General features: G+C 73.4%; 11 protein-coding genes and 1 pseudogene. 8 read left to right on the top strand and 4 right to left on the bottom strand.

Annotation, left to right across the window (positions count from 1 at the left end; genetic code table 11):
- Window positions 1–20: 20 nt before the first annotated feature.
- The gene (locus tag ACTXG6_RS01290) at window positions 21–1,658 is read right to left on the bottom strand and encodes an ABC-F family ATP-binding cassette domain-containing protein (protein WP_445185909.1); all 1,638 of its coding nucleotides are present in this window, start codon (window positions 1,656–1,658) and stop codon (window positions 21–23) included.
- Between the two features lie 121 nt (window positions 1,659–1,779).
- Here ACTXG6_RS01290 and ACTXG6_RS01285 point away from each other — a divergent pair, with 121 nt between their 5' ends.
- The 4 genes and pseudogenes from ACTXG6_RS01285 to ACTXG6_RS01270 all read left to right on the top strand — a co-directional run bounded on the left by ACTXG6_RS01285 (window position 1,780) and on the right by ACTXG6_RS01270 (window position 5,986).
- Entirely contained in the window at window positions 1,780–2,619 is an 840-nt protein-coding gene (locus ACTXG6_RS01285) for an aldo/keto reductase (RefSeq protein WP_445185908.1), read from the top strand.
- Window positions 2,620–2,665: 46 nt separating this feature from the next.
- Window positions 2,666–3,493 carry an aldo/keto reductase gene (locus ACTXG6_RS01280; protein WP_445185907.1) on the top strand — a complete coding sequence of 276 codons (828 nt, stop codon included), beginning with the start codon at window positions 2,666–2,668 and terminating at the stop codon, window positions 3,491–3,493.
- Between the two features lie 43 nt (window positions 3,494–3,536).
- A pseudogene (locus ACTXG6_RS01275) lies at window positions 3,537–4,064 on the top strand (YbaK/EbsC family protein); the annotation flags it as partial.
- Between the two features lie 92 nt (window positions 4,065–4,156).
- Window positions 4,157–5,986, top strand: a complete 1,830-nt coding sequence (locus ACTXG6_RS01270) for a thiamine pyrophosphate-binding protein (RefSeq protein ID WP_445185906.1) — start codon at window positions 4,157–4,159, stop codon at window positions 5,984–5,986.
- 92 nt (window positions 5,987–6,078) lie between these two features.
- On the opposite strand, the gene ACTXG6_RS01265 is transcribed toward ACTXG6_RS01270, so the two are convergent.
- The gene (locus ACTXG6_RS01265) at window positions 6,079–7,341 is read right to left on the bottom strand and encodes an isochorismate synthase (RefSeq protein WP_445185905.1); all 1,263 of its coding nucleotides are present in this window, start codon (window positions 7,339–7,341) and stop codon (window positions 6,079–6,081) included.
- A 236-nt stretch (window positions 7,342–7,577) separates the two neighbouring features.
- Between ACTXG6_RS01265 and ACTXG6_RS01260 the strand changes: the two genes are divergently transcribed.
- Complete coding sequence (locus ACTXG6_RS01260; protein ID WP_445185904.1) at window positions 7,578–8,282, top strand: DUF3592 domain-containing protein; 705 nt, start codon at window positions 7,578–7,580, stop codon at window positions 8,280–8,282.
- A 43-nt stretch (window positions 8,283–8,325) separates the two neighbouring features.
- Here the strand turns inward: ACTXG6_RS01260 and ACTXG6_RS01255 are convergent, their stop codons facing one another.
- Entirely contained in the window at window positions 8,326–9,189 is an 864-nt protein-coding gene (locus tag ACTXG6_RS01255; RefSeq protein WP_445185903.1) for an inositol monophosphatase family protein, read from the bottom strand.
- Window positions 9,190–9,449: 260 nt separating this feature from the next.
- Here ACTXG6_RS01255 and ACTXG6_RS01250 point away from each other — a divergent pair, with 260 nt between their 5' ends.
- Together ACTXG6_RS01250 and ACTXG6_RS01245 are read left to right on the top strand one after the other, a co-directional pair.
- Complete coding sequence (locus tag ACTXG6_RS01250) at window positions 9,450–10,595, top strand: glycosyltransferase family 4 protein (RefSeq protein ID WP_445185902.1); 1,146 nt, start codon at window positions 9,450–9,452, stop codon at window positions 10,593–10,595.
- Between the two features lie 20 nt (window positions 10,596–10,615).
- Window positions 10,616–11,725 (top strand): glycosyltransferase, encoded by a 1,110-nt coding sequence (locus ACTXG6_RS01245; protein ID WP_445185901.1) that lies wholly within the window; start codon window positions 10,616–10,618, stop codon window positions 11,723–11,725.
- A 65-nt stretch (window positions 11,726–11,790) separates the two neighbouring features.
- Here ACTXG6_RS01245 and ACTXG6_RS01240 read toward each other — a convergent pair whose 3' ends face one another.
- On the bottom strand, window positions 11,791–12,975 hold the full coding sequence (locus ACTXG6_RS01240; RefSeq protein WP_445185900.1) for an epoxide hydrolase family protein: 1,185 nt from the start codon (window positions 12,973–12,975) through the stop codon (window positions 11,791–11,793).
- A gap of 174 nt (window positions 12,976–13,149) precedes the next feature.
- On the opposite strand from ACTXG6_RS01240, the gene ACTXG6_RS01235 reads away from it, so the two are divergent.
- Window positions 13,150–14,406 (top strand): polysaccharide lyase family 7 protein, encoded by a 1,257-nt coding sequence (locus ACTXG6_RS01235; RefSeq protein ID WP_445185899.1) that lies wholly within the window; start codon window positions 13,150–13,152, stop codon window positions 14,404–14,406.
- Window positions 14,407–14,410: the final 4 nt, after the last annotated feature.

Raw genomic sequence — 14,410 nt, 5'->3', positions numbered from 1 at the left:
CAGGGTTCAGCTCAGGGGGTTCAGCTCTCGGTCAGCTGGCCGTCGGCGACCGCCCAGCGCCGGGTGACGCGGACCGTGTCCAGCATCCGGCGGTCATGGGTGACCAGCAGCAGGGTGCCGGGGAACGAGTCCAGCGCCGACTCGAGTTGCTCGATGGCCGGCAGGTCGAGGTGGTTGGTGGGCTCGTCGAGCACCAGCAGGTTGACCTCGCGGGCCTGCAGCAGTGCCAGTGCGGCCCTGGTCCGCTCGCCGGGTGACAGTGACGCGGCCGGCCGGGTGGCGTGCACCGAGGTGAGGCCGAACTTGGCCAACAGGGTGCGCACGTCCGGCTCGGACCAGGTGGGCACCTCGGCGCGGAAGGCCTCCACCAGCGACTGGCCACCCAGGAACAGCCCGCGCACCTGGTCGACCTCGCCGACCCGCACGCCGGCCCCGAGGCTGGCCGAGCCGGACGTCAGCGGCAGCCGGCCCAGCAGCGCGGCCAGCAGCGTCGACTTGCCGGACCCGTTCGCCCCGGTGATCGCGATCCGGTCCGCCCAATCCACCTGGGCGTCCACCGGCCCCAGCCGGAAGTCGCCGCGCTCGACAACGGCGGCGCGCAGGGTCGCGACCACGGCTCCCGCGCGGGGCGCCGCGGCGATCGTCATCCGCAGCTGCCACTCCTTGCGCGGTTCCTCGACGACCTCCAGCCGCTCGATACGCCGCTCGCTCTGGCGCACCTTGGCGGCCTGCTTCTCGCTGGTCTCCGAGCGCAGGTTGCGCCCGATCTTGTCGTTGTCCGGTGCCTTGCGGCGGGCGTTGCGCACCCCGGCGGCCATCCAGTTGCGCTGGGTGCGGGCCCGCTCGGTCAGGTCGGACACGGTGTCGGAGTACTGCTCGTAGGCCTCCCGGGCATGCCGCCTGGCGACCTCCCGCTCGTCCAGGTAGGCCTGGTACCCGCCCTGGTACACGCCCACCTTCTGCTGTGCGAGGTCCAGCTCGACGATCCGGTTCACCGTCCTGGCCAGGAACTCCCGGTCGTGGCTGACGATCACCGCCGGGGCGCGCAGGCCACCGACGAACGACTCCAGCCGGGCCAGCCCGTCCAGGTCCAGGTCGTTCGTCGGCTCGTCCAGCAGCAGCACGTCGTAACGGGAGGCGAGCAGTGTGGCCAGCCCGGCGCGCGCGGCCTGACCGCCGGAGAGGCCGGTCATCAGCGCGTCGGCGCCGCTGTCGAGCCCCACCTCGGCGAGGACCGCGTCGACCCGGTCGTCCAGGTCGGCGCCACCGAGCGCGAGCCAACGCTCGAGTGCGGTGGCGTACCGGTCGTCCGCCCCCTCGGTGCCCTCGCCGAGCTCGGTGGCGGCCTCGTCCATCGCGGCCTGGGCGTCGGCCACCCCGGTACGCCGGGCCAGGAAGTCGCGCACCGTCTCCCCGTCGAGCCGTTCCGGCTCCTGGCGCAACAGACCCACGGTGGCCTGCGGCGGAGCCAGCGCGATCCGCCCCTGCTCGGGTTCGTCCAATCCGGCGAGCAGCCGCAGCAGGGTCGACTTGCCGGCGCCGTTCGCGCCGACCAGCCCCACCACGTCACCCGGCGCGACGATCAGGTTGAGTGCGCTGAACAGTGTGCGTGCGCCGTGGCCGGCGGCGAGATCGGTGGCCTGCAGGGTCGCGCTCATCAGGGTTCCGACGTTACCGCGCGCGCCGTGGCGGGCCACCCGACCGGGTGGGTTCGGCCGAGGATCCGTTCCCAGGTGGGTCCACGGGTTAGCGGCCGCCGAGGACGGGTAGCTCCACAGCATGACCCAGGTACCCAACATCCGGTTGAACAACGGCGCGATCGCCGGCGCAGAGATCCCCCAGTTCGGTTTCGGGGTCTTCCAGATCCCGCCGGCCGAGACCGCCGGCGCGGTCCGGGAGGCGTTCGCCGCCGGCTACCGGCACATCGACACCGCGCAGATGTACGGCAACGAGGAGGGCGTCGGAGAGGCGATCAAGGACTCCGACCTGTCCCGCGGCGAGGTGTTCGTCACCACAAAGCTGAACAACGACGCCCACGGCTACAACTCGGCGATCTCCGCGCTGGACGAGAGCCTGAAGAAGCTCCGGCTGGACTACGTGGACCTCTACCTGATCCACTGGCCGCTGCCGCACCAGGACCGCTACGTGGAGACCTGGAAGGGCTTCGAGAAGCTGCTGGCGGACGGCAGGGCGCGCAGCATCGGGGTGTCCAACTTCCAGCCGGCGCACCTGGACCGCCTGGCGAAGGAGACCGACACGGTCCCGGCGGTCAACCAGATCGAGCTGCACCCGCTGCTCACCCAGACCGAGCTGCGCAAATACCACGCCGAGCACGGCATCGCGACCGAGGCGTGGAGCCCGATCGCCCAGGGCGAGGTGCTGGGCGAACAGACGATCACATCGCTCGCGGACAAGTACGGCAAGAGCCCCGCGCAGGTGGTGCTGCGCTGGCACCTGCAGGTCGGCAACATCGTGTTCCCCAAGTCGGTCAACCCGGACCGGATGCGGGAGAACATCGACGTATTCGACTTCGAGCTGGCCGATGACGACGTGGACGCCATCGAGGCGATGGACGCCGGGCACCGCACCGGGCCGGACCCGGACACCTTCGGCGCCTGAGGTCTGCCCATCACAGGATCAGGTAATGACAGGTAGATTTCGGGGCATGACTCAGGTACCAAATCTCCGGCTGAACAACGGTGTCGAGATCCCGCAGTTCGGCTTCGGGGTCTTCCAGGTCGACCCGGACCAGACCGCGCAGACCGTGCGGCAGGCGTTCGAGGCCGGCTACCGACACATCGACACCGCTCAGATGTACCGCAACGAAGAGGGCGTCGGAGACGCGATCGCCGACTCCGGGCTGTCCCGGGGCGAGGTGTTCATCACCACAAAGCTGAACAACCAGAACCACGGCTTCGACTCGGCGATCGCCACGCTGGAGGAGAGCCTGAAGAAGCTGCGGCTCGAGTACGTGGACCTGTTCCTGATCCACTGGCCGCTGCCGCACCAGGACCGGTACGTGCAGACGTGGAAGGGCTTCGAGAAGCTGCTCGCGGACGGCAAGGCGCGCAGCATCGGGGTGTCCAACTTCCAGCCCGCGCACCTGGACCGCCTGGCCAAGGAGACCGACACGGTCCCGGCGGTCAACCAGATCGAGCTGCACCCGCTGCTCACCCAGACCGAGCTGCGCAAATACCACGCCGAGCACGGCATCGCGACCGAGGCGTGGGCGCCGATCGCCAAGGGCTCGATCCTCGGCGACGCGACCCTGACCGGGCTGGCCGAGAAGTACGGCCGGACGCCCGCCCAGGTGGTGCTGCGCTGGCAGGTGCAGGTCGGCAACATCGTGTTCCCGAAGTCGGTCAACCCGGCCCGGATGCGGGAGAACATCAACGTGTTCGACTTCGAGCTGACCGCCGACGATCTCGCCGCGGTCGAGGCGCTGAACACCGGTCAGCGCACCGGGCCGGACCCGGACACGTTCGGCCGCTGACCGTCCTGTCGCCGGTCCGTCGCGGGTTCGCGACGATGGACCCGTGAGCTACGCACTGACTCTGGTACCCGCGCTGGATCGGCCCGACCTGTTGGCCGATCCAGTGCGGGACGCCATCGCCGGCCTGGACCTGATCGGCTCCGCCATCCAGGTCGCCGAGATCGACCCCGACCTGGCCGACACCGCCGCGTTCTGCGAGCGCTACCAGGTGCCGCTGGCCGAGTCGGCCAACTGTGTACTGATCGCCGGCAAGCGCGGCGGTGAGACCCGGATGGCCGCCGCCCTGGTGCTGGCGACCACCCGGGCGGACGTCAACGGTGTGCTGCGGCGGCTGCTGGACGCGCGGAAGGCATCGTTCGCCTCCCGCGACGTGGCCACCGGCGAGACGGGCATGGAGTACGGCGGGATCACCCCGTACGGGCTGCCGGCGGACTGGCCGGTCTACCTCGACGGCGCGGTGGCGGCCGCCGAGCAGGTGGTGATCGGTTCCGGGCTGCGGCGCAGCAAGCTGGTGGTCGCCGGTTCGCTGCTGGCCGCACTGCCCACCGCGTCGGTGGTGGACGGGCTGGCCACCCCGGTCGGCCCGAACGGCTCGGCGGGCGCTCCGGCCGGCTCGTCGGGAGCTCCGGCCGGCTCGATCGGCCCGGCCGGCTCGTCGGCGGAATGAACCCGTCCACCGCACAGGCCGAGGTACTGGTCGACGAACTGATCCGCTGCGGCGTGACGGACGCGGTGCTCTGTCCCGGCTCGCGCAACGCCCCGCTGTCCTTCGCGCTGCACCGGGCGGACACGGCCGGCCGGATCCGGCTGCACGTGCGCATCGACGAGCGCGGCGCGGGCTTCCTCGCGCTCGGGTTGGCGTTGCGGTCGGGACGCGCGGTGCCGGTGGTGTGCACCTCGGGCACGGCGGCGGCCAACCTGCACCCGGCCGTACTGGAGGCATCGCACGCCGGGGTGCCGCTGCTCGCGCTGACCGCGGACCGGCCACCCGAGCTGATCGGTACCGGCGCGAACCAGACCATCGTGCAGACCCACCTGTACGGCACCGCGCCGCGCCTCGAGCTCAACCTCGGGCTGGCCCGCCGGGACGGTAGGCAGCAGGCCACCTGGCGTGCCTCGGTCGCCAAGGCGGTCGGGACCGCGCTCGGCCGGACCGGGTATCCGCCGGGCCCGGTGCACGTCAACCTGCCGTTCGGTGAGCCGTTGGTGCCGGACGGGCCGTTCGACGCCGCGACCTGGCCGGAGCCGCTGGACGGCCGCGCCGACGGCGGGCCGTGGACCAGGTTCCCCGGCGCGGGCGGAGTGGGCGACGTTGACTCGGCCGGCGTCGGTTCGGGTGGCGTCGACCCGGGCGGCGTCGACTCGGGCGGCGTCGACTCGGGCGGCGTCGACTCGGGCGGCGTCGACTCGGGCGATGTCGGTTCGGGCACGGGGCGGACCCTGTTACCGCTCGACCCGGAGCTGCCCACCGTGGTGCTGGGCGGCGCGGTGCCGACCGGGGCGGTACCGGGGATGCCGGTCGGGGCCGGTCCCGGGGGCGCGCCGGTGATCGCCGAGCCCACCTCGCCGCTGTGGCCGGGCGCGCTGCGGACCGGTCCGTGGCTGCTCGGCTCGCCGGCACTGGAGTCGGCGCTGGAGTCGGTACTGTTGCGGCCGGCGCAGGTCGTGCTGCACGGGCGGCCGACGCTGAACCGCTCGGTCGCCCGGCTGCTCGCCGACGAACGGGTCGCGGTGTACGCCGTCGAGGGCACGGTCGGCGTCGAGCTGCCGACCTCGGTACGCGCGGTGGGCCCGGTGCCGCCGCTGTGCCCGCCGTCGGAGTGGTGTGCCCGTTGGGCCGGCGCCGACCAGCTCGCGGGGGACGCACTGGAGAAGGCACTGGGCGAGCCCGCCGCGCCGACCGGGCTCCGGCTGGCCGCCGCACTGGTCGCCGCGCTGCCCGCCGACGCCGTGCTGACCCTCGGCTCGTCCAACCCGGTGCGGGACGTGTCCCTGGCCGCCCGGCCCCGGCCGGGGCTGACCGTGCTGGCCAACCGCGGGGTCGCCGGCATCGACGGCACCGTGTCCACCGCCGTGGGGGCCAGCCTGGCGCACGGTGCTGGTGCCGGCCCCGGCTACGCGCTGCTCGGCGACCTGACCGTGCTGCACGACCTGACCGCTCTCGTACTCGGCCCCGACGAGCCGCGCCCGGACCTCACCCTGGTGGTGCTCAACGACTCCGGCGGCGGCATCTTCTCGCTGCTCGAGCAGGGGGCGCCGGCGCACCGGGCGAGCTTCGAGCGGGTGTTCGGCACCCCGCACCGGGTTCGGCTGGACGCGCTCTGCGCCGGGTTGGGGGTCGACTACCGCCGGGTCGACGAGCTGTCCGCCCTGCCGGGGGCGCTGGGCGGGGTGGGTGACGGGGTGCGGATCGTCGAGGTGCCGGCAGAGCGCGACGGCCTGCGCGACGGCCACGCGGCCCTGCGCGCAGCACTCGACGCGGCGCTGAGTTAGCGCGTGCACGCGGTGGGCTTGTTACCGAGCTGCACAGGAGGCAGGATTTCGCCGCTCACAACCTGCCTGGTGTGCAGCTCGGTAACAACAGGCTAGAGCGGGCGGCCCTCGAGCGCGGAGCGGACCGCGACGAGCTTGGCGGCGGCCTCCGCGACCTCGGTGTCCGGGTCGGAGTCGGCGACCACCCCGCAGCCGGCGAACAACCGGGCCGTCGAGCCGGACAGCAGCGCGCAGCGCAGCGCCACGCCCAGCTCACCGTCGCCCCGCGCGCCCACCCAGCCCACCGGACCGGCGTAGCGGCCCCGGTCCATGTCCTCGAGCTCGGCGATCAGCCGCAGCGCGGGCTCGGTGGGGGTACCGCCGACGGCGGCGGTCGGGTGTACCGCTCCGGCGAGGCGCAGCAGCGAGGGCGGGTCGGCCGGGTCCAGGTGGGCGGTGATGTCGCTGGACAGGTGGGTCACGTTCGGCAGCCGTAGCACCGACGGCTCGGCGGGCGAGTGGACCTCGGCGCACAGCGGCCGCAGCCGGTCCACCAGCGACTCCACCGCGTACCGGTGTTCCTCGCGGTCCTTGCCGGAGGCGAGCAACGCCGGCCCGAGCTCGTCGGCGTCCGACCCGCTGAGCTCGCCGAGCCAGTTGGTGCCGGCCAGCACCCGGGAGCTGACCTCGGTGCCGGTCCGCCGCAGCAGCAGTTCCGGGGTGGCCCCGACCAGGCCGTCCACCGCGTAGCTCCAGCACGTCGGATAGCGCTCGGCCAGCCCGCCGAGCAGGAACCGGGGGTCCAGCGGCTCGTCGGCGGTGGCCATCAGGTCGTGCGCGAACACCGCCTTGAACAGGTCGCCCCGGCGCATCCGGGCGACCGCCTCGGACACCGCGCGCCGCCACCCCTCCACGGACTGCAGGCCCTCGCTGTAGCGCACCCCGGTGGCTCGCCGGACCGGTGCCACCCGCCGCACCGAGGGCAGCCGGCTCGCGACGCCGGCATCGATCTCGGTGATCCAGCCGACGCCGTCCCGGCTGCCGACCACCACCTGCGGCACCACCAGCACGGACTCGTCCGAGTCGGGCGAGAAGGCGAAGCTGACGAACGCCACCGGGCCGGACCCGGGCAGCCGCACCTCATCGGTGACCTCGACCCGGCTGGTGAACGACCGCCACCAGGCATCCGCCGCCTCGAAGCGGTCCGGGCCGCGAGTGTTGAACCGCGCGACCTCGCCCCAGCCGACCAGCCCCTCCGAACCCCGCACCCAGCACAGCGGTCCGCGCTCGTCGGGCAGCAGCTCGATCAGCCGGCCCGGGTCGGGGATGGCGCGGGTACGGACCCGTACCGGCGCGGCAATAGGAGCGATGCTCACGGGACGAGGGTAAGAGGCCGTGGCGAACGGTGCGCAATCGGACGGCGAGGTGCTGGACACACCGGGTGGGTCCAGTGGGGCCCGATCTGGCGCGGTCCTGGCTGCTCAGGCGCTCGGTGGCGAACTCGGTCGGACGGGCCGTCCGATCGGAAGGAGTGGCCCTGGTCACCTGCCCGGCGGTGCCGGGGCGGGCACCTGTGGCGCCGGTGCGGCTCCGCATCCGTAGACTGCCTCCGATGTCCACGGTCACCGGCGTTAACTCGAGCGCAACGGGGCGGCTGCTCGATGAGCTGGCCGGCCTCCTGTTGCCGGTGGTCATGCCGCTCGTGCGCCGGTTGCCGGCGATGATCCTGGTGCTCGCCGGCCTGATCACGCTGATGGGCGTGCTGGTGTTGGTCGGGGCGCACCGCGACGACGCCGAGATCCGGGCGCACAGCGCGGTGGCCACCGCCGAGGTGCTGCCCGGGTCCGACTTCAGCCGCACGCTGATCGCGTTCACCACGGCCGGCGGCGAGACCGTGTCGCCCGAGAAGGGCGTGTTCTACCCGCGCGGCCTGCAGCCCGGCCAGATCGTCCGGGTCGAGTACGACAGCACCCACCCGGACCGGGTGCGGGTGCTCGGCCGGGATGCCTCGGTCGGCTCGTGGCCGATCGGGTTGGTGGTGGCCATCACCTGGGCGATCGCGCTGCCGGTGGGTTTCACGCTGCGGGGCCGCCAGCTGCGCCGGCTGGAGAGCGACCGGCTGGCCGCGAGCATCGCCGCCGCGGCCGCCGCCGCGACCCCGGGATCGGACGACGCAAGCACGGACGGTGCTGCTCCGGACGGCTCGGACCCGGACGATTCCGGCCCCGACGGTTCTGACCCCGATGGCACTGACCCGCTCGGCACCGGAGCCGGCGACACGTCCCCGGCGAAGTCCGCCTCCACCGACGCCGCCTGACTTCAGGCTCTCAGGCAATCTCAGCCGCGTCCTCAGAACCTCCTCAGTCGTGGTCCGCGGACGGTTCAGTCGCGTCCGGGACCGCCGCCTGCCACCAACCGAGCACGTCCGCGGCCGCTGAGGGAGCGGCGACCAACAGGCCACCGACCGGCACCGGGTCCGGGCGGCCCCGCCGGTCCAGCACCACCGCCCCGGCCTCCAGCGCCAACGCCAACCCGGCCGCCACGTCCCACTCCCGGTAGTCCTCCAGCACCGCGGCGACCGCGTGTCCGAGCGCGACCTGGGTGATGGCCAGCGCGGCCGAGCCGAGCACCCGCACCCCGCAGCGGGCCTCGGCGGCGCACGCCAGGAACCGGGTCAGACCGGGCCAACCGCCGGCCCGGGTCAGCTCCGTGCAGATCGGGTACCCCCGGGCAACCACCCGCTCCGGGATGCGCACCGGTACCCCGTTCACCCGGGTACCGCGCCCCCTCGCGGCCGCGTAGATCTCCGCGCGGCTGGGGTCGGAGATCACCCCGACGACCGGTCCGGAGCCGTCCAGCAGGGCCAGGCTGTAGCCGTACCAGGGCAGGCCGGCCAGGTAGTTGGCGGCGCCGTCCACCGGGGCGACCAGCCAGCGGTAGCGGGGATCAGGGGTTTCCGACGCCGCGTACTCGGCGCCCACCACCGCGATGTCCGGGAACTCCGAGGCGAGCACCCGGTGGGTGTGCCGCTCGAGGGTGCGGTCGGTGTCGGTGACCCAGTCGTACAGGTGCGCCTCGGCGTTGCCACCGACCCGGCAGCCGCGGTCGGCCGTCGCGGCGATCACCTCGGCCGCGTCGTTCGCGAGCCGACCGCCGACCTCCAACGCCCGGGACAGCAGCCCGGGGTCGACCGGTTCGGCGGTCTGGGAGAACAACACCGTCATATCGACCCAGCGTGTCCTGCCCTGGTGACCCGGGTGCGTCCGGCGGGTGACAGGTCGCGGATCACCAGGGCAACTCCCGCCTGGGTGGTGACTGCCGGTGTCGGACCGCATGGCGGCGCAACAGCATTGGAGTGATCCCCCGGATCGCCCGGCCCGGCCGGCTCCGGGGCCCCGTTCGCGATGTTGTTGCCGTGTTCCCTCGCTGGTCACGCCGTCGTCGGCTCACCGGATGCCGGGCCGGGCATGGTCCGGTTGTGCGAGTGGCCATCGTGTCGGAATGTTTCCTGCCCACCGTCAACGGCGTGACGAACTCGGTATTGCGGGTGATCGAGCATCTGCGCCGGGGCGGACACCAGGTGATGGTGGTCGCGCCCGGTGCCGCCCGGGACGACCCGGACGAGTACCTCGGCGTACCGGTGGTCCGGGTGCCGGCGCTGGACCTGCCGGTGGTGAACTCGATGCCGGTCGGGCTGCCGAGCCGCCGGGTGCTCACCGCGCTGCGCCGGTTCGGCCCGGACGTGGTGCACCTGGCCGCGCCGTTCGTGGTCGGCGCCCGGGGGCTGGCCGCCGCCCGCCGCCTCGAGGTGCCGACGGTGGCCATCTACCAGACCGATGTGGCCGGCTTCGCCACCTCGTACGGCCTCGGCCTGACCGCCCGCGCCGCGTGGCGCTGGACCTGCCGGCTGCACTCGCTGGCCGACCGGACCCTGGCCCCGTCCAGCTGGGCAGCCGACGCGCTGACCTCGCGCGGGGTCCCCAGGGTGCACCGGTGGGCCCGCGGCGTGGACATCGCCCGGTTCCGCCCGTCCCAGCGCTCCGCGCAGTGGCGGGCCCGGCTCGCCCCGTCCGGCGAGCTGCTGGTCGGCTACGTGGGGCGGCTCGCGCCGGAGAAGCAGGTGGAGCGGCTGGCCGCGCTCGTCGGGCTGCCCGGGATCCGGCTGGTCGTGGTCGGCGACGGGCCGAGCGAGCCCAGGCTGCGCGAGCTGCTGCCCGGCGCGGCGTTCCTCGGTTTCCGCGGCGGCGACGAGCTGGCCCAGATCTACGCCTCGCTCGACGTGTTCGTCCACACCGGGCCGTCGGAGACGTTCTGCCAGGCGGTGCAGGAGGCGCTGTCCTCCGGGGTGCCGGTGGTGGCGCTGGACGCCGGCGGGCCCCGTGACCTGGTCGCGCCCGGCCGAACCGGCTACCTGGTGACACCGGGGACCGACCCGTCCGACCCGGCGGCGGCGTCGGCGCTGCGCGCGGCGGTGCTGCGGCTGTGGGACGACGAGGTGCGCGCCCGGTGTGGCCTGGCCGCACGGCGCTCGGTACTGCGCCGGGACTGGGCGACGGTGTGCGACGAGCTGCTCGCGCACTACGCGGAGGTGCAGGACGCGGGTCCCCGCGCCGACCGGCACGCGGCCTGAGCGGGGCGGGTTACTCGCGGATGCACATCGTGCAGCTGGCGAACTTCTACGGCCCGCGCTCCGGTGGCCTGCGGACCGCACTGCACCACCTCGGTGCCGGCTACGTGACGCGCGGGCACACCGTGACGCTGATCGTGCCGGGCGGGCGGTCGGCCGACGAACGGCTGGCCACCGGGGTCCGCCGGCTCACCGTGGCCGCGCCCAGGCTGCCCGGCACCGGTGGTTACCGGGCGGTGGACCCGTGGCGGGTGCGCGCGCTGCTGGACCGGCTGTGCCCGGACGCCATCGAGGTGTCCGACCGGCTCACCCTGCGCGGCCTCGGCGGCTGGGCGGCGCGGCACGGGGTGCCCAGCGTGGTGATCTCGCACGAGCGGCTGGACCGGCTGCTTGAGCAGTTCCTGCTGCCCGGGCCGGCGGCGCGGCGGTGGGCGGACTGGGCGAACGACCGGATGGCCGCCAGCTACGACACCGTCGTGTGCACCACCGGGTTCGCCCGCGCGGAGTTCGACCGGATCGGGGCACACAACGTGCTGCAGGTACCGCTCGGGGTGGATCTGGCGGCGTTCTCCCCGGCGCGCCACGACGTCGCGCTGCGCGCCCGGCTGGCCGACCCGGCGGACACCCTGCTGGTGCACTGCGGACGGCTGTCGGCGGAGAAGCACGTGGAGCGCAGTGTGGACACGGTGGCCAGGCTGCACGAGTCCGGCCACCGGGTGCGGCTGGTGGTGGCCGGCGACGGGCCGCGGCGGGCGGCCCTGCACCGGCGCGCCCGCGGCCTACCGGTGACCTTCCTGGGGTTCGTGGCCGACCGGACGGCGGTGGCCAGCCTGCTCGCCTCCGCGGACGTGGCGCTGGCGCCCGGGCCGCACGAGACGTTCGGCCTGGCCGCCCTTGAGGCGCTGGCCAGCGGCACGCCGGTGGTGGTGTCCCGCTCGTCGGCGCTGGTGGAGATCGTCCGGCCGGGGTGCGGCGCGGCGGTGGCCGACGACTCGACCGCCTTCGCCGGCGCGGTCCGCGAGCTGCTGGCCTTCGCCGAGTACGACCGGCGGGCCCAGGCCAGGGCGCGCGCCGAGCAGTTCACCTGGCCGGCCGCCGTGACCGGCATGCTCGGCGCTCTCGAGGCCTCCTGAGCTACCCGTGAGTGCGAGTTGGCTCCTGACCCAACTCGCCACTCACGGCGTCAGCGGCAGGTTGGTCAGCGGTAGGGGCGGAACGACTCGCGCAGGTCGGCAAGCACCAGGTCCGGTTCCTCCAGCGAGGCGAAGTGGCCGCCCCGGTCGAAGTGGGTCCAGCGCACGATGTTGTTCGTCTGCTCGGCGATCCGCCGGACCGGCACCGAGATGTCGCGCGGGAACACCGCCACCGCCGTCGGGACCGTGCACCGCGCCGACGCCTGGCGGAAACCGCGGAAGCCGTCGTAGTAGAAGCGGGCGGACGAGCCGGCCGTCCCGGTGAGCCAGTAGAGCATCACGTTGGTGAGCATCGCGTCCCGGTCGACCGCGTCCTCCGGTACGTCCACCGAGTCCGTCCAGTGTTTGAACCCGTCGACGATCCAGGCCAGCTGCGCGACCGGGGAGTCGGTCAGCGCGTAGGCCATCAGCTGCGGCCGGGTGCTCTGGATCGCCGAGTAGCCGGCCAGTTCGTCGCGGTAGCGCCGGCCGGCCTCGACGCTGCGCCGCTCCTCGGGGATCTCCAGGTCGGCGTTCTGTGCGCCGACCGCGGCGGCGAAGATCTGCAGCACGTGCAGCGCGGCGACGTGCTCGGGGTCGGCCAGCCCGAGTTCGCGGGTGATCGCGGAACCCCAGTCGCCGCCGTGTGCCAGGTACCGGTCATAGCCCAGCCGGCGCATCAGCTCGGCCCACGCCCTGGCCACCCGCGCGGCCTCCCAGCCGGTCTCGGTGGTGACCCCGGACAGGCCGAAGCCGGGGATGGACGGCAGCACCACATGGAAGGCGTCGGCCGGATCTCCCCCGTGCGCGGCGGGGTCGGTGAGCGGGCCGATGAGGTCGAGGTACTCGACGATCGAACCGGGCCAGCCGTGCGTCAGGATCAGCGGCCGGGCGGTCGGCTCGACGGAGCGGACGTGCAGGAAGTGCACCCGCTGGCCGTCGATCTGCGTGGTGAACTGCGGGAACTCGTTGATCTGTGCCTCCGCCGCGCGCCAGTCGTAGTCGCGGCGCCAGTACTCGGCCAGCTCGCGCAGGTAGTCCAGCGGCGGGCCGAGGCGCCAGCCGCCGTCGGCCGGGGTGGCCGGCACGGGCTGGTCCGGCCAGCGGGTGTCCGCCAGCCGCCGGCGCAGGTCATCGAGCGCCGACTCGGGGATGTCGAGACGGAACGGGGTCAGCTGGGTGGTGTCGCTCCCGGTGGCCATGTCGGTCATGACCCACACGGTAGGGCGCCGGCCGGACAGCTGCCTGCCTGAACGGCCCTCGGCGGTCGCCGGAGATCGCGGGCGATCGCGATCGCACACAGCCGAGGCCAATGTGCCCTCGGCGAGCCGCCGCCCGGCCTACGGTCCCGACACGCCAGATCCCACCCCGAGGCGAGGATCGACATGCAGCCCGGCAGATCGTTCTCCCGGCGGACGGTGCTCCGGCTGGCGGCCGCGATCACGGCTGTTGCCGCCGTCGCCGCCGGGTTCCTGGTGACGCCGAACCCGTGGCTGCTCCGGCATGCGCACAGTGGGAGCTCCGTGCTGGCGCTCGAGGAGTCCGACGGTTCGGGGTCGGACGACTCCGCGCTCGACGGTTCGGGGTCGGCTGGTTCGGGGCAGAACGGTTCAGGGTCGGCTGGTTCGGGGGGCGACGGTTCGTGGGGTGCGGGGTCCGGGTCCGGCGACTCCGGGTCGGGTAACGGCGGGTCGGGCGGCGGTTGGTCGGGGAACGACGGTTCCGGCGGCGCTTGGTCGGGGAACGGCGGATCCGGTGGCGGCTGGCCCGGCGGTACGGGCTCGGGCGACGGCGGTGGCTGGTCGGGCGGCGGCGGTTCGGGCGACGGCGGAACCGGCGGCGGGTGGTGGGGCAGCTCCGGATCCGACGGCTCCGGCTACGGCGGCGGCTATGGAGGTGGCGGCTACGGCGGCGGCTCCGGCTACGGCGGTGGCGGCTACGGCGGTGGCGGCTACGGCGGTGGCGGGTACGGCGGCGGGTGCCGGTACCCGTCCCAGATCCTGGACCTGAAGAGCTGGAAGCTGACCCTGCCCACCGGTTCGGCGGGCAGCCCCAAGGAGATCGTGCAGCCGGCCCTGGCCACCTTCGCCAGTACGCCCTGGTTCCAACCCACGTCGGACTGTGCGGCCGTGGTGTTCCGCTCGGCGGTCGACGGCGTCACCACGAAGGGCTCGAGCTATCCGCGCTCGGAGCTGCGGGAGATGAGCGACGGAGGTTCGGATGCCGCCTGGTCGTCAGCCTCCGGTACGCACACCCTGACCGTCACCGAGTCGTTCAACAGGCTGCCCCAGGGCAAACCCCAACTGGTCGGGGCGCAGATCCACGACGACTCCGACGACATCTCGGTGTTCCGGCTGGAAGGCTCCAACCTGTACGTCACCGACGGCGACAACCCGCACTTCAAGCTGGTGACCAGCGACTATGCCCTCGGTACCAGGTATCAGGCCAGGTACGTGGTGAGCGACGGCACGGTCAAGGCCTACTACAACGGGCAGCTGCAGGCCACGCTGTCCAAGAGCTTCTCGAACGCCTACTTCAAGGCCGGCGCCTACACCCAGGCGAACTGCGAGAAGGTCTCGCCCTGCGACAGCGACAACTACGGCGAGACAATGATCTACAACCTCGAGGTCAGCCACGGCTAGCCCC

The organism is Pseudonocardia sp. Cha107L01, from assembly GCF_052566575.1.
Note: the sequence above shows the minus strand (reverse complement) of the source record. Positions and strands in the feature narration are given on the sequence as shown.

What these genes read in the sequence shown, in the direction of transcription:
- ACTXG6_RS01290 (WP_445185909.1), bottom strand. Translation starts at nt 1,658, where the DNA reads ATGAGCGCGACCCTGCAGGCCACCGATCTCGCCGCCGGCCACGGCGCA.
- ACTXG6_RS01285 (WP_445185908.1), top strand. Translation starts at nt 1,780, where the DNA reads ATGACCCAGGTACCCAACATCCGGTTGAACAACGGCGCGATCGCCGGC.
- ACTXG6_RS01280 (WP_445185907.1), top strand. Translation starts at nt 2,666, where the DNA reads ATGACTCAGGTACCAAATCTCCGGCTGAACAACGGTGTCGAGATCCCG.
- ACTXG6_RS01270 (WP_445185906.1), top strand. Translation starts at nt 4,157, where the DNA reads ATGAACCCGTCCACCGCACAGGCCGAGGTACTGGTCGACGAACTGATC.
- ACTXG6_RS01260 (WP_445185904.1), top strand. Translation starts at nt 7,578, where the DNA reads ATGTCCACGGTCACCGGCGTTAACTCGAGCGCAACGGGGCGGCTGCTC.
- ACTXG6_RS01255 (WP_445185903.1), bottom strand. Translation starts at nt 9,189, where the DNA reads ATGACGGTGTTGTTCTCCCAGACCGCCGAACCGGTCGACCCCGGGCTG.
- ACTXG6_RS01245 (WP_445185901.1), top strand. Translation starts at nt 10,616, where the DNA reads ATGCACATCGTGCAGCTGGCGAACTTCTACGGCCCGCGCTCCGGTGGC.
- ACTXG6_RS01240 (WP_445185900.1), bottom strand. Translation starts at nt 12,975, where the DNA reads ATGACCGACATGGCCACCGGGAGCGACACCACCCAGCTGACCCCGTTC.
- ACTXG6_RS01235 (WP_445185899.1), top strand. Translation starts at nt 13,150, where the DNA reads ATGCAGCCCGGCAGATCGTTCTCCCGGCGGACGGTGCTCCGGCTGGCG.